The sequence below is a fragment of the Sedimentitalea todarodis genome (assembly GCF_032595355.1).
In the GTDB taxonomy this organism is placed as follows: Bacteria; Pseudomonadota; Alphaproteobacteria; order Rhodobacterales; family Rhodobacteraceae; genus Sedimentitalea; species Sedimentitalea todarodis.
Window position 1 is genome coordinate 146,274 of record NZ_JASMWN010000001.1, and the last position, 19,892, is coordinate 166,165.

At 61.9% G+C, this 19,892-nt stretch carries 19 protein-coding genes; 10 read left to right on the forward strand and 9 right to left on the reverse strand.

Features of this window, described 5'->3' with window-relative positions; translation table 11 throughout:
* Window positions 1–12: 12 nt before the first annotated feature.
* Entirely contained in the window at window positions 13–822 is an 810-nt protein-coding gene (locus QO231_RS00670; protein ID WP_316772045.1) for a hypothetical protein, read from the reverse strand.
* 185 nt (window positions 823–1,007) lie between these two features.
* On the opposite strand from QO231_RS00670, the gene QO231_RS00675 reads away from it, so the two are divergent.
* The 4 genes from QO231_RS00675 to QO231_RS00690 are packed head-to-tail and all read left to right on the forward strand — an operon-like array spanning window position 1,008 to window position 4,274.
* Window positions 1,008–1,934 carry a branched-chain amino acid ABC transporter permease gene (locus QO231_RS00675; protein ID WP_316772048.1) on the forward strand — a complete coding sequence of 309 codons (927 nt, stop codon included), beginning with the start codon at window positions 1,008–1,010 and terminating at the stop codon, window positions 1,932–1,934.
* Window positions 1,931–2,875, forward strand: coding sequence for a branched-chain amino acid ABC transporter permease (locus QO231_RS00680; protein WP_316772050.1), 945 nt, complete (start codon window positions 1,931–1,933; stop codon window positions 2,873–2,875). Before QO231_RS00675 ends, QO231_RS00680 begins: the two co-directional genes overlap by 4 nt.
* A complete protein-coding gene (locus tag QO231_RS00685) occupies window positions 2,872–3,579 on the forward strand; it encodes an ABC transporter ATP-binding protein (protein WP_316772053.1) in 708 nt (235 codons plus the stop codon). Before QO231_RS00680 ends, QO231_RS00685 begins: the two co-directional genes overlap by 4 nt.
* Window positions 3,579–4,274, forward strand: a complete 696-nt coding sequence (locus QO231_RS00690) for an ABC transporter ATP-binding protein (protein WP_316772056.1) — start codon at window positions 3,579–3,581, stop codon at window positions 4,272–4,274. The genes QO231_RS00685 and QO231_RS00690 overlap by 1 nt, the downstream gene beginning before the upstream one ends.
* A 3-nt stretch (window positions 4,275–4,277) precedes the next feature.
* Here QO231_RS00690 and QO231_RS00695 read toward each other — a convergent pair whose 3' ends face one another.
* A complete protein-coding gene (locus tag QO231_RS00695) occupies window positions 4,278–4,709 on the reverse strand; it encodes a MarR family winged helix-turn-helix transcriptional regulator (protein ID WP_316772059.1) in 432 nt (143 codons plus the stop codon).
* 103 nt (window positions 4,710–4,812) lie between these two features.
* On the opposite strand from QO231_RS00695, the gene QO231_RS00700 reads away from it, so the two are divergent.
* From QO231_RS00700 to QO231_RS00720, 5 genes are read left to right on the forward strand one after another with little or no spacing between them, the layout of a single operon-like run.
* Entirely contained in the window at window positions 4,813–5,652 is an 840-nt protein-coding gene (locus tag QO231_RS00700) for an FAD binding domain-containing protein (RefSeq protein WP_316772062.1), read from the forward strand.
* Complete coding sequence (locus QO231_RS00705; protein WP_316772065.1) at window positions 5,649–8,399, forward strand: molybdopterin-dependent oxidoreductase; 2,751 nt, start codon at window positions 5,649–5,651, stop codon at window positions 8,397–8,399. The genes QO231_RS00700 and QO231_RS00705 overlap by 4 nt, the downstream gene beginning before the upstream one ends.
* Window positions 8,392–9,843 (forward strand): 6-hydroxynicotinate reductase, encoded by a 1,452-nt coding sequence (locus tag QO231_RS00710; RefSeq protein ID WP_316772068.1) that lies wholly within the window; start codon window positions 8,392–8,394, stop codon window positions 9,841–9,843. The genes QO231_RS00705 and QO231_RS00710 overlap by 8 nt, the downstream gene beginning before the upstream one ends.
* 1 nt (window position 9,844) lies before the next feature.
* Window positions 9,845–10,699, forward strand: a complete 855-nt coding sequence (locus QO231_RS00715) for a UPF0280 family protein (RefSeq protein WP_316772072.1) — start codon at window positions 9,845–9,847, stop codon at window positions 10,697–10,699.
* Window positions 10,692–11,273 carry an amino acid synthesis family protein gene (locus QO231_RS00720; RefSeq protein WP_316772075.1) on the forward strand — a complete coding sequence of 194 codons (582 nt, stop codon included), beginning with the start codon at window positions 10,692–10,694 and terminating at the stop codon, window positions 11,271–11,273. The genes QO231_RS00715 and QO231_RS00720 overlap by 8 nt, the downstream gene beginning before the upstream one ends.
* Here QO231_RS00720 and QO231_RS00725 read toward each other — a convergent pair whose 3' ends face one another.
* Entirely contained in the window at window positions 11,274–13,223 is a 1,950-nt protein-coding gene (locus QO231_RS00725) for a multiheme c-type cytochrome (RefSeq protein ID WP_316772078.1), read from the reverse strand.
* A gap of 89 nt (window positions 13,224–13,312) precedes the next feature.
* Entirely contained in the window at window positions 13,313–13,996 is a 684-nt protein-coding gene (locus QO231_RS00730) for a Crp/Fnr family transcriptional regulator (protein ID WP_316772081.1), read from the reverse strand.
* A gap of 256 nt (window positions 13,997–14,252) precedes the next feature.
* Here QO231_RS00730 and QO231_RS00735 point away from each other — a divergent pair, with 256 nt between their 5' ends.
* On the forward strand, window positions 14,253–15,854 hold the full coding sequence (locus QO231_RS00735; protein ID WP_316772083.1) for an arylsulfatase: 1,602 nt from the start codon (window positions 14,253–14,255) through the stop codon (window positions 15,852–15,854).
* Window positions 15,855–15,910: 56 nt separating this feature from the next.
* On the opposite strand, the gene speB is transcribed toward QO231_RS00735, so the two are convergent.
* The 5 genes from speB to QO231_RS00760 form a co-directional block, all read right to left on the reverse strand.
* On the reverse strand, window positions 15,911–16,885 hold the full coding sequence (gene speB, locus QO231_RS00740) for an agmatinase (protein ID WP_316772085.1): 975 nt from the start codon (window positions 16,883–16,885) through the stop codon (window positions 15,911–15,913).
* Between the two features lie 190 nt (window positions 16,886–17,075).
* The gene (locus QO231_RS00745) at window positions 17,076–17,369 is read right to left on the reverse strand and encodes a hypothetical protein (protein WP_316772088.1); all 294 of its coding nucleotides are present in this window, start codon (window positions 17,367–17,369) and stop codon (window positions 17,076–17,078) included.
* Window positions 17,370–17,383: 14 nt separating this feature from the next.
* Entirely contained in the window at window positions 17,384–18,019 is a 636-nt protein-coding gene (gene maiA, locus QO231_RS00750; protein ID WP_316772090.1) for a maleylacetoacetate isomerase, read from the reverse strand.
* Window positions 18,012–18,209, reverse strand: a complete 198-nt coding sequence (locus QO231_RS00755; protein ID WP_316772092.1) for a DUF2783 domain-containing protein — start codon at window positions 18,207–18,209, stop codon at window positions 18,012–18,014. The genes maiA and QO231_RS00755 overlap by 8 nt, the downstream gene beginning before the upstream one ends.
* Complete coding sequence (locus QO231_RS00760; RefSeq protein WP_316772094.1) at window positions 18,206–19,825, reverse strand: FAD-dependent oxidoreductase; 1,620 nt, start codon at window positions 19,823–19,825, stop codon at window positions 18,206–18,208. The genes QO231_RS00755 and QO231_RS00760 overlap by 4 nt, the downstream gene beginning before the upstream one ends.
* Window positions 19,826–19,892: the final 67 nt, after the last annotated feature.

The window sequence follows — 19,892 nt, forward strand, 5'->3', positions numbered from 1 at the left end:
CGCCGGACCTCTTCAATGTCGGGGCATCTGGGCGCAGTCGATTTGCGTACTTCGCGCAAATTGCAGCCCGTCGATCACCGCACGCTGGCCGCAATGTCCTTGCTTGCACCGGTGATCCGGGTCGCTCAGGCGGATGCCGCCATCGGGCGCCACCATGATCCCCAAACGACAAGCGCTGCCGAATTCGCTGCTTTCGTACAGCCAGCCGCCATCGACGGCCCGGGCCAGACCACGCGCACCGCAGGTATGCCCATTTGCCTGCCAGCTTATGAGGTCAAACGACGCGCCGCTGTCGCCGTGCAGATCGAGCCGCAGCGTGTCATCGCCTGACATGTAGCAATAGCCGCCACTTGCAGGCGCCGGCGAGGCGCTGGCGGCGGGTTTTGGGGCGCAGGGCATCAGGGAAACGCGCCAGCCGGGGCCTGCAATGTCGTCGATCCGCATGAATCCGCCCTCGGAGATGAAATCATAGATGATCTGTGCCGGTTGACCAAAGGTGGTGAACGATGCCGTGACGCTGGTCTGTTCCGCATCACCGGTGCTTGACACCGACAGAGTGCGCGCGATCTCCTGCGCGTCGAAATCATTGCCTGGAATATCGAGGGCGAAATCCAGACAGGCGCTGGCAAGGTCATTGCCATAGCTGTCATTGGCCTCAAAGAAAGCCACCATCCGCCGCGAAAAGAACTGAGCGCGCTGTGCGGGGGAGGCGAGGTGATGGATCCCGCTCTGCGGCCCCGTCTGGGTGTGAGACTGATACACCCAGCGGATGATGTCTTCGGGTGTTTGTGCCGGTGCTGCCGTCGCCAATTGGCCAGCCAATAAAACAGCTGCAACGAGTCTCAATTTACACCACATCCCGGACTGTCTCCTGGCTTCAATTAGGACAGAATAGCCCGGCCCATGGCCCGGGCAAGCGCTTCTTTGCGGGCAAGTTTCGCTTTTCTCGCATTGAAACGGTGACGCACTCTTGCCCGCGCGGCGTTCCTGGGCAATCGTGCGCGGCAATGGAAATCGGTCCGTATCTCTTGCTCGCCTCGCTGGAAGGCGCGGTCACCGCCGCAGTGCTTGCCCTGACGGCGGTCGGCCTGTCGCTGGTCTTTGGCGTCATGCGGGTGGTCAACGTGGCACATGGCGAGTTTTTCATGCTGGGCGCGGTGCTCGCGTGGTGGGTGACCAGCATGATCGCCGGGCATCCGGCGCTTGGTTTCGCGGTTGCCATCGTTGTGGTGCCGGTTCTGGTCGGCGGGCTGGCGGCGCTGGCGGATATGACGATCCTCAAGCGCATCACCTATGATCCCGAGCGTACTATCGTCGCAACTATCGGGATTCTATATATTATTCAGCAGGTTACCTTGATGACTTACGGCCCCGATGCGCGCCCGGTCGAACCACCGTTCAACACGCGCCTTGCGATTCCGTGGTTTGAAATTGTGGACGGAAAACCGCAACTCTATTGGCCTTGGGGGCTTTCGACGACGACCTACAAACTGGGCGTGATCGCGGCTGCGGCGCTGGTTTTGATCGGCGTCTGGCTGGTCATGGCGCGCACCAAGATCGGCCTGATCATGCGCGCCACGCAGCTTGACCGTGACATGGCGCTGGCCTTTGGCATCCCGGTCGAGCGTGTCTATGCGCTGGTGTTTGGTCTGGGGGCCGCGCTGGCGGCGTTGGCGGCGGTGCTGATCGTACCGATCCAGCAGGCGCATTATCTGATGGGGGGTGATCCGTTGCTGCTCTCGTTCATCGTGGTGATCATCGGCGGTCTGGGCAGCCTGCCGGGCACCGTCGTCGCGGCGATTCTCATCGGGCTGTCGGACGGCATCATATCGGTGTTCTTCTCGCCGACACTGGCCAAGATTCTCGCCACGCTGCTGGTGGCGCTGGTGCTGGTCTTTCGCCCGCAGGGTCTGTTCGGAGTGCGCCGGGCATGAACGACGCCACCAAGACGCTGATCCTGCATGGCGGGTTGCTGGTCTTGCTGTTCGCGCTGCAATTCGTGCTGCCCGCCTATCATCACGGCAACCTCGCGCGGATCATGGTGCTGGCCAGTTACGCGATCGGGTTCAACGTCCTCTTCGGCTACACCGGCCTGCTCAGTCTCGGGCATGCACTGTTCTTTGCCGCCGGCATGTATGGAATGGGGCTCGCAGTCCGCCACTTTGGTTTGTCTCCGGCGCCGGCGCTGATCTGCGGCGTGCTGGTCGGGTTGGCGGTGTCCGCCATCGCCGGTTTGCTGGCCTTGCGCACCGTCGGGGTCGGTTTCATGATCGTGACGCTGATGTTTGCGCAGGCGGGGTATCTCACGGTGCTCTATTTCGGCGAATACACGCGCGGTGACGAAGGTTTCGTGATTCAGCAGGCCGAGCGTATTCTCTGGGGTCTGGACCTGTCGGACCCGACCAATCGCTATTTCGCGGCCTTTTGCCTGTTCGCCCTGTGCCTTCTTCTAACGCTCTGGCTGGTGCGGGCGCCGTTTGGCAAGGTTCTCGTGGCGATCCGGGAAAACGAGGAGCGGGCGCGCATGCTGGGCTACGATGTGTTCGCGCACAAGCTGGCGGCGGTCGTGGTGTCGGGCACGCTCTCGGCGGCGGCGGGGGCGGTCTATGGCCTGCTCTTTGGCTATGTAGGGGCTAGCTTTGCTTCGGTGCAATATTCGATTTTCCCGCTGCTTTGGGTGCTTCTGGGCGGCGCTGGCACGGTGCTCGGCCCGTTCATCGGCACGCTGTTCATGTTCTATCTGATCGACCTCTCAAGCGGCGTCACCACGGCCTATATGCTGATCGCCGGTGTGGTACTCGTGGCGCTGACCCTGTTCGCGCCGCAAGGGCTGGCGGGTGAAGTGCGCAAGCGTCTCTGGCGGGGGCTGCCATGACCCTTCTGGCGACACGCGGCCTGTCCAAGCAATTTGCCGGGCTGCATGCGGTCGAAGATGTGGATTTCGATCTGCCAAAGGGTCAGGTCCGGGCGCTGATCGGCCCGAACGGTGCGGGCAAGACCACCTTTGTCGGCATGCTCTGCGGGCGGATCGAGCCATCGGCGGGCACGGTTCGGTTTGATGATCACGATATTTCTGCGCTGCCGGCGCACAAGCGCATCAATCTGGGCATGGCCTATACGTTTCAGATTACGTCGGTTTTTGCCAACCTCACGATTGCCGAGAACGTTGCGCTGGCGGCGCGGCGACGGCTTCGCGGGGCAGAGGTCGAGTCCGCAGTGGCAGAAGCGCTGGCACATGTTGGCCTGCGGGAGCCGCCCGACAGGGCCGCCGGCGATCTGTCCTATGGTCATCAGCGCCTGTTGGAAATCGCGATGGGATTGGTGCAGAAGCCGCGCCTGCTCATACTGGATGAACCGACGCAGGGGCTCGCCGACAGCGAGATCGAGGCGTTCAAGGCGCTGATCCGCGAACTGTCCGCCAGCGCGACGATCCTGCTGATCGAACACAATATGGCGGTGGTCATGGAAACGGCTGACCGCATCACGGTTCTGAACTTCGGTCAGGTTCTGGCCGAAGGCACGCCGGCCGAGATCCGCGCCGACAGGGCGGTACAGGCCGCCTATCTGGGAACCGGCTGATGCTCGAGGTGTCCGCCATCAATGTTGCCTACGGCCACGCCCAGATCCTGCGTGATCTGACCTTTTCTGTCAAAGCAGGCGAAATTCTCTGCCTGTTGGGGCGCAACGGGGCGGGGAAGACCACGACGATGAAGGCGATCATGGGCCTGCTGCCGCTGCTTTCCGGTGAGGTCCGCCTTGATGGGCAAAAAATCAGCAGCCTTCCCGCGCATCAAATCCCCAAAGGCGGGATCGGGTATATTCCGCAGGGTCGCAGACTGTTCACTGAGCTAACCGTGGCGCAGAATATCGAGATCGGGTTGATGGCGCGTGGCTCAGGCCGCGAGGTGCTTCATGATGTGCTGGCATTGTTTCCCCGATTGCGTGAACGCTTTCACCAGCGGGCCGAGACCCTGTCCGGTGGCGAACAGCAGATGCTGGCCACCGCTCGCGCCCTGTGTCTGCGGCCCAAGGTCCTCTTGCTGGACGAGCCCACCGAAGGGTTGCAGCCTTCGATGATCGAGGCGATCCGCGAGGTCATCACCGTGATGCGCGACCGGGGCGTTGCGATCCTTCTGGTCGAGCAACGGGTGGATGCGGTGCTGTCTGTTGCCGACCGCGTGGCGTTCATCGAGAACGGCCAGAACCTCGAAACGCTGGACGCCGACGTTCTGCGCGCCGATCACACGATACTGGAGCGCCACCTCGGCGTCTGACGTTCAGATCAACTTGGACAGCAGTCGCAGGAAGTCTGCCTGTTCCGCATCGCTGAGCGGTGCCAGTGTTTCCGCCGTAGTGCCATGCGCGCGCGGGGTCAGTGTGCGAAATGCCGCCAATCCGTCAGGGGTTGCCGTCAGGTGCACACGCCGCTGGTCGTCCGGATCCGGTGCCGAGGCGACATAGCCCTTGCGCCGCAGTCGGTCGATAACCCCTTTGATCGTCGCCGCATCCATTGCCGTCGCCCGCCCCAGAGCATTCTGCGACACCCGTCCCAGGGCGCAAAGCTGTGCCAGCGCGGCAAACTGCATCGGGGTCAGGTCGGGGACGTGGCGGGCAAAGATTGCAAGATGCCGCTGATTGGCTTGCCGCATGATGAAACCGACCTGTTGGTCGAGCACGTAATCCGCATCTTTTGTCGACGGTTGATCCATTGGTGCCCTCTCCGCAGGGGTTTTGATTGACAGGTCGCGGATGCATCCGCAAAATCCGTTTGTATACTAACAAGATTGCGATCCCAACAGCCAAGGATTTCTCGTGCCCAGCTATTACCGGCCCGCCACACTCACCGATGCGCTTGCCGTGCTGGCTGATACGGGCGCGGTGGTTGCCGCGGGCTGCACCGATCTGTTCCCGGCGACGGACCGGCAGGAGTTGGCGGGGCCGGTGCTCGATATCACGGGGATCAGCGGGCTGCGCGGCGTGTCGCGGACGCAGGAGGGCTGGCGTCTTGGCGCGACAACGACATGGAGCGATCTGCTCGACGCTGAATTGCCGCCAGCCTTTGACATGCTGAAACAGGCGGCGGCAGAGGTCGGTTCGGTACAGATTCAGAATGCTGGAACGGTTGCGGGCAACCTCTGCAATGCATCCCCTGCGGCGGATGGGGTGCCCCCATTGCTGGCGCTGGACGCCGAGGTGGAATTGACCGGCCCGGAAGGCACGCGACGCTTGCCGCTGGCGGGTTTCCTCACTGGCGTGCGCCAGACGCGTCGCCACGCGGATGAATTGCTGACGGCGGTGCATGTGCCGGACTTGGCCTGTCGGGGGGCGAGCCGGTTCCGGAAGCTGGGCGCGCGAAAGTACCTGGTCATTTCCATCGCCATGGTCGCCGTGAGACAGCATGTCGTGAACGGCGTCGTTGCCGACATGGCGCTGGCGGTGGGATCTTGCAGCGCCGTGGCTGTCCGATTGCGCGATCTGGAGCGCGCATTGATTGGTCAACCGATTGAAGGATTGTCCGATCATCTGACCGACGCGGGTGTCGCGTCGTGTCTCTCTCCGATTTCCGACATCCGCGCGGATGCGCCCTATCGGGCGGGCGCCGCCACCGAACTCCTGCGTCGTGCCCTTACCGATCTGGCGGACACGTCATGAAAGACGCCACAAGCCCGCAAATGACCGTCAACGGAACGCCGGTTGCACTCGAGTTTGCCCCGGGACGTCGCCTTTCCGATGTGCTGCGCAGCGATCTGGGCCTGACCGGCACCAAGGTTGGCTGTGACGCGGGCGATTGCGGGGCCTGCACCGTGTTGGTGGATGGCGCACCGGTCTGTGCCTGCCTGACCCCCGTGGCGCAGGCGCATGGTGCGTACGTCGAAACCGTCGAAGGCCTGCCGCGCGATGGCACGCTCTATGCGTTGCAGCAGTCGTTCCTGCGGCACGGAGCGGCGCAATGCGGCATCTGTACGCCGGGCATGTTGATGACGGCCACCGCACTCTTGCGCAAACGGCCAGACCCGACCCGGCTTGAGGTCGAAACGGCCCTTGGCGGTGTTCTCTGCCGTTGCACGGGCTATGCCAAGATCATCATGGCCGTGATGGACGCAAACCGGCAAGAGACAACCGTTTCGCCCGCCTCCGGTGCGGCTGTCGGGGCGCGGCTCCCACGGCTTGACGGATTGGCGAAGGTCGCGGGAACCGAGGTATTCGGGGCTGATCATGTTCCGTCCGGAGCGCTGATGGTGCGCGCTATCCGATCCCCACACGCCGCTGCGAGGTTCCACTTTGGCGACATCGCGGGCTGGGCGGTGGCACAATCCGGACCGGTACATGTCTTCACAGCCGCCGATATTCCCGGCGAGAACCGGTTTGGGGTGATTCCTCACTTTGCCGATCAACCCGCGCTGGCCGTGAGCCATGTGCGGATGCGGGGAGAAGCCGTGGCGATCGTCGGGGCAGAGCCTGCCGTGATGGAAGCCCTCGATCTCACTGGGTTCCCGGTGACATGGCAGACGATGGAGGGACTTGCCTCTGCCAAAACGTCGCGACAGCCGGGGGCCGATATGGTTCATCCGGACCGCGAGGGCAACATCCTGATCACTGGAAAGGTTTGCCGGGGCAATCCCGAGGATGCCATCAGGAAGGCGGTACATGTGGCGGCGGCCGATTTCCGGACCTCGCATGTAGAGCATGCCTATATCGAACCCGAGGCTGGTGTCGCCTGGATGGAGAAAGACACGCTGGTCATTCTGGCCTGCACCCAGGCACCGGTCCTGGATCGTGACGACACGGCCCGCGTGCTCGGCCTTGCACCCGAGCAGGTGCGTATAATTCCCTCTGCTGCCGGGGGTGGCTTTGGGTCCAAGCTGGACCTGTCGCTGCAACCGTTGATCGGTCTGGTTGCGCTGAAGACCGGCCAGCCTGCGCGTATGGTGTATACCCGGGGGGAAAGCATGCGCTCGACCACAAAGCGCCATCCGGCCACGATGTCGGCCCGGATTGCGGCAGACGCGCAGGGACGTCTGACCGGAATGCAACTTGACGGTGATTTCGATACCGGTGCCTATGCCAGCTGGGGTCCGACCGTCGCCGTCCGGGTGCCGGTACACGCGTCAGGCCCTTACCGGATACCGAATTATCACGCCGAGGCGCGCGCCGTGCACACCAACGGGCCGGTGTCCGGCGCGTTTCGCGGTTTTGGCGTGCCGCAGGCGGCAATCGTGCAGGAAACACTGTTTGATGACCTGGCTGAAATGGCAGGCATCGATCGTCTCGCATTCCGGCGTCTCAACGCATTGCGGGATGGTGACCTGTCGGTGTGTGGCCAGGAACTGCATGGTGTTGGAATTTCCGACTGTCTCGACGCGCTGCATGACCCTTGGGCGGATGCGGTCCGCACGGCGGCAGAACGGAATGCACGCGCGGGTCATGTCAGGCGCGGCATAGGGGTGGCTTCCTGCTGGTATGGCTGCGGCAATACGGCTCTGCCAAATCCGTCAACCGTTCGCCTGGGGATTACGCCCGACGGGCGGCTGGTCTTGCATCAGGGGGCGACAGATATCGGGCAGGGTGCGAATACGGTGATTGCCCAGATATGCGCCGATGCGCTTGGCCTGCCGGTGGATCAGGTCGATCTGGTTGGCCCGGATACCGCGCTGACGCCCGATTGTGGCAAGACCTCGGCGTCGCGTCAGACGGTGATCACCGGCAAGGCGGCGATGCTGTCCGGGGCGGCGCTGCGGGCCGATATTCTGGCGCGCAGCAACATGGGCGATGATGCGCGGATTTCACTCGTCGGTATGACGCTGCGGGTGACGGATGGCGAGGGTCGGCGGATCATTGATCTGGCAGAACTGCCGGTGGATGCGCATGGCTATGTGATCATGACCGAGCAAAGCTATGACCCGCCGACGCAGCCGCTGGATGAAAATGGGCAAGGCAAACCCTATGCGGTCTATGGCTATGGCGCGCAACTGGTGGAACTGGACGTGGACATGATGCTGGGCACCGTGCGGGTGCAACGGATCACGGCGGCGCATGATCTGGGCCGGGTGATCAATCCGCTGCTGGCCGAAGGGCAGATCGAAGGTGGAATTGCGCAGGGGCTGGGCATGGCATTGATGGAGGAGTACATTCCGGGCCGGACCGAAAACCTGCATGACTATCTGATCCCGACCACGGGCGACATGCCGGAAATCCGCTCGATCCTGATCGAGAAACCCGATCCCGAAGGCCCAATGGGGGCCAAGGGATTGGGCGAACATGTGCTGATCCCGACTGCGCCCGCGATCCTGAATGCGATCCGCGATGCGAGCGGGGCGCGGCTCTCGCGGTTACCCGCGCTGCCGCACCGGGTGCTGGCGGCAATCCGGGCCGCGCAGCAGGAGGCGCGCGATGGATAGGAACCGGACGAAACCGGCGGACAAGATACGCTGCGATGCCTGCCCGGTCATGTGTTACATCGCCGATGGCAAGATCGGGGCATGCGACCGCTATGCGAACCGGGGCGGCCGGATCATTCGTTGCGATCCGCTGACCGTGCTGGATCGTCGGATCGAGCAGGGCGGCGAAATCCGCCCGTTTCTGAAGGCCGATTGGGATGGCGATCTGGTCGCGGGGGATGATCTCTTTGTGACGGCCGTGGGATCGGGCACCACCTATCCCGACTACAAACCCGCACCGTTCATCGTCAGCCGCGAGATTGACGGGGTGGATTTTGTCACCGTCGTGACCGAGGCGATCTTTTCCTATTGCGGGGTCAAGGTGAAGATCGACACCGACCGGCATTTGGGGCGAGAAGGTGCCGTGGTGCGGGCCAAGGGCGAACCTGTCGGTCTCATGATTACCTCTGAATATGGCAGCCAGATGATGAGCCTTGGTGGCGTCGATCACCTGACAGGGGGCAGCAAACCCGAAGGCCGCGTGACCTGTGACACGCTGTTGCGCCTGTGCAACCGCGAGCCGGTCGAATTGTCGGTGGATGGCGGCGCATCGGCGATCCTGCAGGCGGGGCAGGCCCCGGTTGTTGACGGTCACCGGGAAGAACGCATGCGGGTCGGGTGTGGGTCGGCCACCATTGGCATGTTTGCCGTGCAATGGCAGGGGCTGGTCGACGAAGTGGTCGTCGTGGACGATCACATCACCGGCGTGGTCAGCGAACATCAGGCTGGCAAGGTCCTGGGCTGGCCCGACACCGGTATTCGCATCAAGGGGCGGCGCTCGACTCCCGGACGGTATTTTCAGGTGGCGGACCCGGGGCTCGGCTGGGGCGGAACGGATGTGCAGGATCCGTTGACCATACTCGGCGACTGGAACCCCAAGAAAGGCGCGCGGCCCGGTTTGACCCTGTTGATGGTGTCTACCACGGGCGAGCAATACGGATACTATGTTCTGGATGACGATCTGGTGCCGCAACCCGCACCCTTGCCAGAGGCGTTGTGCCCGTCGGTGGATCTGATTGCAGAGAATTGCGAACCGGCCTTGTGCACGGTGATGTTCATGGGCGGCGCGGGCGGCTCCCTGCGGTCGGGCGTGACGAAGAACCCGGTAAAGCTGACCCGCTCCGTTCAGGCGCTCGAGACACGGGTGACGGTCGGCGGCGCACCCGCCTATGTGTGGCCGGGCGGGGGCATTACCCTGATGGCGGATGTAACGCAGATGCCGGACAATGCCTTTGGCTATGTGCCGACCCCGGCGATCGTGGCGCCGCTGGAATTCACGGTGAGCCGCGCCGACTTTCGGGCGTTGGGCGGGCATGACGGATCGGTCCGGACTGTTGATGATGTGCTGGAACATGGTGGCGAATACGGGTCAGCGACCCGCGCCGTGGCCAAGGATCGCGGCTGAGATGCAGACGCCGCAGATATCGATGCTGCTCGACGGGCAAAGGCTGCATTTCCATCATGGACCAATTGACCTGATCGTCGATGCGACGGGACCGGGGCGCGACCTGGGGCTGCGGCGTGCGGCGGACCGGTTTGATAGCGTCTTGTCGGAACTGGCGTCGGAACTGCATGCCTTGCGTCGCCCGGTTGAGGACTGTCATCCCCTCAGGGGCAAAGTCGCGTCGGCCATGCAGCGCGCGGCGGCGGCGCATCAGCCGGGTTTCGTTACGCCGATGGCGGCAGTTGCGGGCGCGGTTGCGGATGAGATCCTGCACCAGATTTGTGCCGCAGGCGATATTCGCCGCGCCTATGTGAACAATGGCGGCGACATCGCCCTTCATCTCACGTCGACAGAAACGTTTGCCGCAGCCATCGCCACCGGACCCGCGCCGCGCATCACTCTGACTTTCGATAGTCCGGTGCGTGGGATCGCCACTTCGGGCTGGCGCGGGCGCAGTCATTCGCTGGGCATTGCCGACAGCGTGACGGTGCTGGCCACGACAGCCGCGCAGGCGGATGTGGCGGCCACCCTGATCGCCAACGCGGTGGATCTGCCCGGTCATCCGGCAATCCGCCGGGCACGCGCCTGTGATCTGGCCCCGGACAGCGATCTGGGCGCGCGGCTTGTGACCGTGGATGTGGACGCGCTTTCTCCCGAGGATGTAGCAAGCGCGCTGGATGCCGGCGCGCGTTATGCGGCACGTTGCCTGTCGCGCGGGCATATTATCGCGGCCTATCTGCGACTTGGCGAGACGTACCGCGTCATTGGAGCGCCCGAACACCTGACACAGCCTGAAAAGGACAGACTGCATGCCTGATTTCACTCTGCGAAAGACGATGCTTTTTATCGAGGATATTCACCACGATGGCGGGCCAGCGCCTGCACAGCCCAGACGCCGCGCGGCGATCGTGGCGTTGGTCCGCAATCCTTTTGCCGGGGGCCATACCGCCGATCTGCAATCGGCGATGGATGATCTGAAGCCGCTGGGATTGCAGATGACGGACCGCCTGATCGAGGCGATGGGCGGGCCTGACGGCATAGATGGCTATGGCAAGGCGTCCTTGGTCGGTGAGGGGGGCGAGTTGGAGCATACGGCGCTGTGGCACGTGCCCGGCGGCTATGCGATGCGCGAACGGCTGGGCGAGGCCAAGGCGATTGTGCCGTCGTCGATGAAAATGGGCGGTGTTGGTACAAGGATCGACATTCCGCTGGGCCATATCAATGCCGCCTACGTGCGCAGCCATTTTGACGGCATGGAAGTAGGCGTACCCGATGGGCCGCGCGCGCAAGAGTTGCTGTTTGCGCTGGCCATGGCGCGCGGGCCGCGCATCCATCACCGGATGGGTGGCCTGCAAGCCGAGGAGGTCAAAGGTGAGGACGGCCTGCGGTGATCAGCCTTTGATATCGGCCCGCATCAATCCGAGCGATACATCCTCGGGGTTCGCGGCAATCGCCCGGTTCACCGTGTCCAGAGCGGCCTCACGGTCGCCCAGGGCTGCATGGATACGCACCATCATCGTCCAGGCCTGAACCAGCTGCGGATCCATTTCGACCGCCTCACCAAAGGCTTCAAGCGCTGCGGGCATGTTGCGTGTGGTCAGGCCAATGCCGGCAAGAACCATTTGAATCTCGGGAAAATCAGCGTTGGAATAAAGCGCGCGCTGCCACTCGGTCATCGCGCTGTTCAGCGCCCGGGTATAGCTGTCAGGCATATGCGCGACGCGCAAGGCGAGGAATTCGCGGGCGGCGGCAATGCGAACCGATTTCACCGGATCACTCAGCAGATCGACGATGCGGCTCAGAATATCGGTCTGCCCTGCGGCGCGTTGCAGCGGTATGGCAGCGGCACGCACAAGCGGATCAGGGTCGGACAATCCGGGTATCATCCGCTCCGCGATCTCCGGGGTCGCGACCTCGGCGAGCAGATCGAGCGCGCTGGCACGGACGATGCCGGGGAGATCTTCATGCTCGACGATACCGATCAGCCCCTCGATCTGACCCACCGGATTTTGGCGCGCCGGGGCGATCACCTGCGAGAAATGCGGGCCTCGGTGGGGGCTGTCAGGATACCATTGGGCAATGGCCTTTGCGGCCCATGTCGCGGATTTCTCCTGGTGGCAATCGTTGCAGGCGTTTGGCGCGTCCGTTTCGGCGGTGAGATCCGGGCGTGGCACGCGGAACGAATGATCCCGACGCCCGTCGATGCCCATATAGACACGTTCGATCATATGGCAGCTCTTGCACTGCGCACCCTCGCTGCCGGATTCGTGGAAATGGTGGCTGGGGTCGTCGTAGAGCGCAGGGCGCAGCGACGGAAATCGATCGTTGCCAGTCGGCGAATGGCATTGCGTGCAAACGGCGTTGCCCTCGGCTACGCGTTCGGCGGTGTGGGGGTTGTGACAATCAGTACAGGCGACGCCATTGGCGTACATTTTGGACTGCAGAAACGAGCCATAGACATAGACCTCGTCGCGTATCTGGCCATCCGCATGGTACTGCCCGGGCCGAAGCGGCGATAGGCGATAGGCATCGTGAAACGGTGTGCCGGGCAAGGGATTGCCCTGGGCAAAGGCCTCGCGCCGGGAATGGCAGCCCGCGCATTGCTGAATCTCCGCCTCGGCCCCGGCGTTGAAATCCATGGTCAATCCGGTTTCGGACAGGTGTTGCCACTGCGCCGGGTCATAGCTTCCGTTCGCCAGCGCCCATTCCCTATGTGCTGCGCCAGGTCCGTGGCAGGCTTCGCAACCGACGCCGATCTCGGACTGGGTGCTGGCATAGGTCTTGGTGCTGGCATCATAGTTCTTTTCAAACCCGGTCGCATGACATTCCGCACAACGACCGTTCCAGTTCTTGTAGGGGCCGGTCCAGTGCAGCCCGTCTCCGGCGGGCAAATCCTGATCCGGGTAGAGATCATACCAACGCTTGCCCTCCACATCCCAGACCAGATCCGAAGATTGCAGTCGGCCCGGTTCGGTTTCGAGCAGATATTGTTGCAGCGGCGCGATTCCGACAACTCCGGCGACAGCAAAGGTCGCGAGTTGGCCATCTGGTCCCTCTGTTTCGATGGCGGGTCCGGTCGGTCCGGTCAGAAACCGGGACTGCAATTCGCCGGGCGCGGCGGTGTCGCCGCTGAAATCGCCGAGAATATGGTCCCCGTCTGGCGCGGTCCAGGCCAGTTGGTGATGAGAACCTGCCCATGCTTCGGCCTCTTCGGCATGGCAATCGGTGCAGGCGTCGCTGCCAATATAGGCGGGATGATCCGCGATTTGCTGCGCAATCACAGAATCCGGACCGATTGCAATCATCAAGACCGCAAACGTCCATGGGAAAATGTCTCGCATCGCCGTCCCTGCCTGTTTTGGTCGTTATCCGTTTTCTGACCTATCGGCACAACCCGGTTCTTGTCTTGTGGGCGTGGGTCTCATCGTGGTCACGCTCTGCTGAACGCGAGCAACCTGTCGTGGTTCGCCACACGTACCTTGCCATACCTCAACTCGATCAGGCCCTTTTCCTGGAGGCGCCTGAGCAGACGGCGTACGGTTGGCGGCGATACGATGTTCTGCATCGCGATTTGTTCCTGCGAGGCTTCGATCCAGCATCCGGTCGACGGCATCTGATCGTCCTGGAACAGCAACCACGCGGCCAGACGGCGCGCATTGTCGGGTATCGTGAGGTTCGCCATGATCCGCATCGTTGTGGCCATGTTTCTGTGGGTCAGCGCGTAGAACAGGCAGATCAGATCCGGATCGGCCCTGATCAGATCATGCAGGCGAGTCTGCGGCAGGAACCAGCAGGTCACATCCGTTTCGGCCGTTAGCGAGACGAGCCGGGTTGACTTGGAAAATAGCGCAAGATCACCGATCCAGAAGCCGGGCCTGCCGATGTAGCAATCATAGATTGTGCCGGCATCGCTTGGGATCGAGACCACGACCCTGCCTTCGACGATACCGTATACGCCGTCGGAGATCTCGCCGAGCCGGTAGAGCGTTTCAGAGGCCGCGAACCGGCGCACACGACCCGTCTCCAAGACCTTGCGGCGCACGGACTCCGGACAGGTTGCAAGCCATCCATGGCTTTTGAAGATACTGTCAGCGGTCTTAAGATCCAGTTGCACAAACTTTTTTTGCCAGAAACCGCTCAAATGATCAATTCACGAAATTGCATTCCGTGCCACAATGAGCAGGGGAGTTCGCAAGTCGATGACTTTGTGTAAGGTGAAGCTTGGGGTGTCTGACGGAAATTGGGACAGATGCGATCAGGGTTGGCTAAACTGGCATGATTTGCTGGACATGCGTGAAATCCGAACTCAGAACATGGAGTGCCTCGTAGCGGCGCTCGAATTGTAAAATCAACCAACAGGAGAATTGTTAATGTTAACTGAAACCTCTGTTCCCGGGCGCTGGTTACGCCCGCTAAAGCAAGCCGCCGCAGTTGCGTGCGCCGTGACCCTGGCCGCGCCTGCCTGGGCACAGGATGAAAAACCGAATATTCTCGTGATCTGGGGCGATGACATCGGCCAGTCCAACATCTCGGCCTATACGATGGGGTTGATGGGGTATCAAACACCGAACATCGATCGCGTCGCCAAGGAAGGCATGATCTTTACCGACTATTATGCAGAGCAGTCCTGCACCGCCGGACGGTCGAGCTTTATCACCGGGCAATCGGTGTTTCGTACCGGCCTGTCCAAGGTTGGCATGCCCGGCGCCAAGGAAGGTATGCAGATCGAGGACCCGACCATCGCCGGCCTGCTCAAGGCGCAAGGCTATGCGACTGGCCAGTTCGGCAAAAACCACCTGGGTGACCGCGACGAGATGCTGCCGACAAACAACGGCTTTGACGAGTTCTTTGGCAATCTCTACCACCTGAACGCCGAAGAAGAACCCGAGCTCGAGGATTACCCGAAGAACCCGGAATTCCGCGAGATGTTCGGACCGCGCGGCGTTGTGCATTCTTTTGCAGATGGCGAGATTCAGGATACCGGCCCGCTGACCAAGAAGCGGATGGAAACCGTCGATGAGGAAACCCTGGGCGGCGCGATTGATTTCATCAAGCGCAAGGAAGCTGAAGGTACACCCTGGTTCGTGTGGTGGAATGGCACGCGCATGCACTTCCGTACCCATGTAAAGGAAGAAATGCGTGAGAAGGCCGACGAGATTGTCGGCAGCCACGTGGATGAGTATCGCGCCGGCATGATCGAGCATGACATGCAGGTGGGGCAGCTTCTCGACCTGCTGGACGAGCTCGACATCGCCGACAAGACCTTCGTGATGTACTCCACCGACAATGGTCCGCACATGAACAGCTGGCCCGACGCTGCCATGACCCCGTTCCGCGGTGAAAAGAACACCAACTGGGAAGGCGGCTTCCGTGTTCCCGCGATGGTGCGCTGGCCCGGCAAGATCGAAGCCGGTCAGGTGTCCAACGAGATCATGCACCACATGGACTGGTTGCCGACCTTCGTTGCGATGGCGGGCGTGCCTGACATCAAAGAACAGCTACTGGAGGGTGTCACCGTGGCCGAAGTGGGCGGCGGTCGTGATTACAAGGTGCATCTGGATGGGTACAACACCTTGCCCTATCTGCTTGGCGAAGAAGAGGAATCGCCCCGAAAGGAAGTGTTCTACTTCTCCGATGACGGCGATCTGACGGCGCTGCGCTATGGCCCCTGGAAGGCGATCTTCCTTGAGCATCGTTACCCGCAAACCCTGCGTGCCTGGGCAGAGCCCTGGACGGAGCTTCGGATTCCGTTGCTGTTCAACCTGCGTCAGGACCCTTACGAGCGGGCGACAATCACCTCGAACACATATTACGATTGGTATCTGAACCATGTGTTCCTGCTGCTGCCGGCAGCGAATTATGTGGCCGAGTTCCTTGCGACGTTCGAAGAATACCCGCCACGGCAGGCACCGGGCAGCTTTACGATCGGCGACGCCAAGGCAAAAATCCTGGGGTCGCTCGGCTCCAAGTAAGCCATTGAAAATCTTGGCGGGCCGTCCCTTTTGGGCGGCCCGTTTTCGGTTTGCACCTACGGATTCCCGTTTTGCTTCCCGCGATGAAACAGCACGCGGCCGATGGTGTTCATCAACAGCTGTGCGGCCAGGATCGCGGTGGTCGCGGTCTGATCGTAATCAGGGGCGACCTCAACCAGATCGATGCCGACGATGTTGCCCCGCCGCGCCAGACCGTCAATCAGTTCGAGCACTTCGTAGTAGAGAAAGCCGCCATGGCTCGGCGTACCGGTGCCCGGTGCGATGGAGGGATCGAAGGCGTCGATATCTATCGTCAGATAGTAGCGCGCACCCGCCGGGATGCGATCCAACATCGCCGCCGTGCCCATACGTCTCACGTGACGCACCGACTGGATGTCGGACCCCATGCGTCGTGCATCGACATAGCCGTCGCGCGCGGTGGAGGATACGTTGCGGATACCGATCTGGCTGAGACCGGTGACATATGACTTTTCCGCCGCACGTCGCATCGGGTTGCCATGGCCAAACCGCACGCCATGGCGTTCGTCGACAAAATCAAGATGCGCGTCGATCTGCACCACGTGGATCGGATCCTGATTGTCAAAGGCATTGATGCAGGGAATGTTGATCGAATGGTCGCCGCCAAGAACCACGGGCAGGGCCCCGGAAGCGAGTATCTTGCGCACGCCGAATTCGATATTCGCATGGCTTTGAATCGTATCGGTGTGGATAATGTCGGCGTCACCGATATCAACGATGCTCAGCTCTGACGGATCGAGATAGGTGATGTCGTCCTCGAAATCATAGGCCCCGGCATGACCGAATGAGAACAGGGTCGAGGCCTCGCGGATCGCGCGCGGCCCCATACGGGCACCGGAGCGCCACTGTGCCCCAAAATCAAACGGCGCGCCCATGACCGCAGCGTCGGCCTTGATCGCATCCCAGTCCTGGATGTAAGGGTATTTGCCAAAGGTGCAGATGCCGACAAACGGCAAGTTCAGCCGCCCGCCCTCGTAGCCATGTTCTGACATGCTGATGCTCCCGTTTGAATTCAGTATCAGTGGCACGGATGCCACCGCGTCGCAACGCGGCGGCGGTCGTCTCAATATAGAGCGACGGGATTGATGATCATCTGCACCCAGCTGCGACTCCGGGCCTGCCCGAGAGCAAACCTGCATTCGTTCACGCCTTCGCGCAAATGCGGTCCGGTGTTCATGGTTTTCAGCGGATACCCCCGTTTTCCTTCAGCAGCACGACATGGTCATCAAACGCGCCGTCGCCCTCGGCCGGCGGAGCAATTTCGAATTTCCAGGGGGCGGCACCCACGGCTCTCGGATCAAGTGATGCGAGATAGCGCGCGTCTTCGACGTCCAGCCCCGGTTCACCCGAGACCGAAGCGGTTGGGCCGCTGGTGTCGTTGCAATGTTCGTCCTCCGGATTTTCCCGTATCGCGCGAAGACTGGAGCCACCGAAAACCGGAGGTGAACACGGCACGGTGAACAGTGAATGCCCCATGTTTGCCTTGCGGCTTAGGCGGGTTTGCACGTGTCCGGATAGGCGGCCGCAAAGGCCGGGTGAATGGCGCAGGTCCGTTCAACAGCCGTCGTCCGCGCCAGATCGTCTATCTCGACACCCCAGCGGCGGGCATTGTAGATCTGTGGCATAAGGCAGATATCGGCCAGCCCCGGCGTGGTGCCGCAGCAGTATGGCGATTGGGTGAACGCGCCCATCATGGTTTCGAAGGCCTGCATCCCAGGTCGGATGAAACGCTGCATCCAGCGGTCAACGGCATCCTCGCGCCCGGAGATTTCGCGCGCATGTGCGGCCACTGATGCGTTGCAGACCGGATGAATGTCGATCGCGATCGCATAGGACAGGGCGCGGGCTTTTGCGCGCTGGATCGGGTCTGTGGGGAGCAGGTCCAGCCCGCGGGTTTCATCAAGGTAGGCGATGATCGCCAGCGATTGGGTCAACCGCACCCCGTCGATGTCCAATGCCGGTACAAAGCCTTGCGGATTGCGGGCCAGATGCTCTGGCGAACGTTGTTCGCCCTTGACCAGATCGACGGGGACGGTCGAATAGGCGACCCCGGCGAGGTTCAGCGCGATGCGGACCCGATAGCTGGCAGAGGACCGCCAGTAGTCGTAGAGAACGGTCTCAGTCATCGGAATAGCGACGCGCTGTCTTGATCAGGTCGGTCAGAACACCCAGATCGCCGATCCGGTTCGCCATCAGCAGGACAAGCCGGGCATTCAGGGCGTGGCTTTCCTCGATGCCCAGGCCGTCATGCGCATGAATCAGCGTGTTGTAGAAATCGTCCTGGTCCGGGCTCAGCCTGTCGGGTGCGATACTCATGCTGCGTCCTCCTCAAGTTCGGCGCCCAATGCCCGTTCCCTGGCGGCCAGAACGGCCTGTTCGGTGGGATTGTCAAAGACCGCACAGACATGGCCGTCCGGACGGAACAGATAGGCCTTGGCCGATCCGTAACGACGGATTGCATGGCCGCCCGCCGCTGTGAAACAGGGATAGTCAGCACGTTGATTGATGCCGATCCGGCGCACGGATGGCAGGTCTGGCAACAGCACGTCGCCAAAGCCTACAAGCGTGAAATGACCCTGTACCTCGTTCAGGAGCCAGCTGTTTCCGGTCTCGCTTGCCAGAGGCGCGTCCAGCATTGCACGGCCCGGCGCGACCTGCGCCGTTCCGGGCGTTTGCAGGTCCATGCCCTCAAGCGAACAAGGGACCGAGAGACGCCCGGAATTCAACAGCTTCTGTGCAAAGGGCTGATCCCTTGCCAACCGCAGCGCCTCGGCCCGAAACACCGCTTCGACCGGGGTTTTTGGTGTCATGAAGTTGGTGGAACGGGAGGAATTCATGATGTTTTCGGCGGCCCCATGACTGCGCTCCTGATGATAGGTTCTGATCAGGGCCGGTGGGGCATCGCCGGTCAGGACGGCGGCGAGTTTCCAGGCCAGGTTGTCCACATCCTGAATGCCGCCATTGCCGCCCCGCGCGCCAAAGGGGCTGACGACATGGGCGCTGTCTCCGACAAAGATCACCCGGTTGTGCACCATCTGGTCGAGTTTGATACAGCGGAATTTGTAGACGCTGACCCAATCGAGTTTGAACGGCTTGTCCCCGACGATCGCCTTTATCCGCGGGATCACCTTGTCTTCGGCGGCCTCGGCCTTGCCATCGGCATCAGCGTCCAATTGCAGGTCGATGCGGTATATATTGTCGGGTTGCATGTGCAGCAATGCCGATTTGCCCGTGTGGAAAGGCGGATCGAACCAGAACCACCGTTCGGGCACGTCCTCGTCGCCAAAGGGGCTTTGCTCCATTTCGATGTCGGCGATCAGGAATTGTTCCTCAAAGGTCTGGCCCTTGAAATCAAGCCCCATGCGCTCGCGCGTCGCCGATCCGGCCCCGTCGCAGGCGATGAGATAGCCGGCTTCGATCTCGTAGACACCATCGGGGGTTTCCACCTCCAGAGTGACAAAATCGCCGTTATCCCGGTGCCCGATGACCTTGTTTTTGAACCGCAGGTCAATCATCTCGGGGAATTCACGGGCGCGGTCCACGAGGTACTCTTCGACATAGTATTGCTGAAGGTTGATAAAGGCCGGATACTTGTGGCCATCCCCCGGCAGCAGGTCAAAGCTGTAGACTTCATTGTCGCCGTAGAATTGCCGCCCGACCTTCCATGTGACGCCTTTCTCGAGCATCCGCTGACCGATCCCAAGGCGGTCAAAAATCTCAAGAGTCCGCTTGGACCAGCAGATCGCCCGGCTGCCGACTGACACCACATTGTTGTCATCCAGCACCACCGACTTGATACCACGCTGCGCCAGGTCGATGGCCATGGCGAGGCCGATGGGCCCGGCCCCGACAATGGCAACCGCGTGGCGCGGTTCGGTCCCGATCAGCCCGGGAGGGGCGACGTAGGGAAAAGGCGTATAGTCATAAGCCATCGGTTTCCTCCATTCCAATGGGTGCCATCCGCAGACAGCCTTTGCCGAGATCGCCCATTACACCATG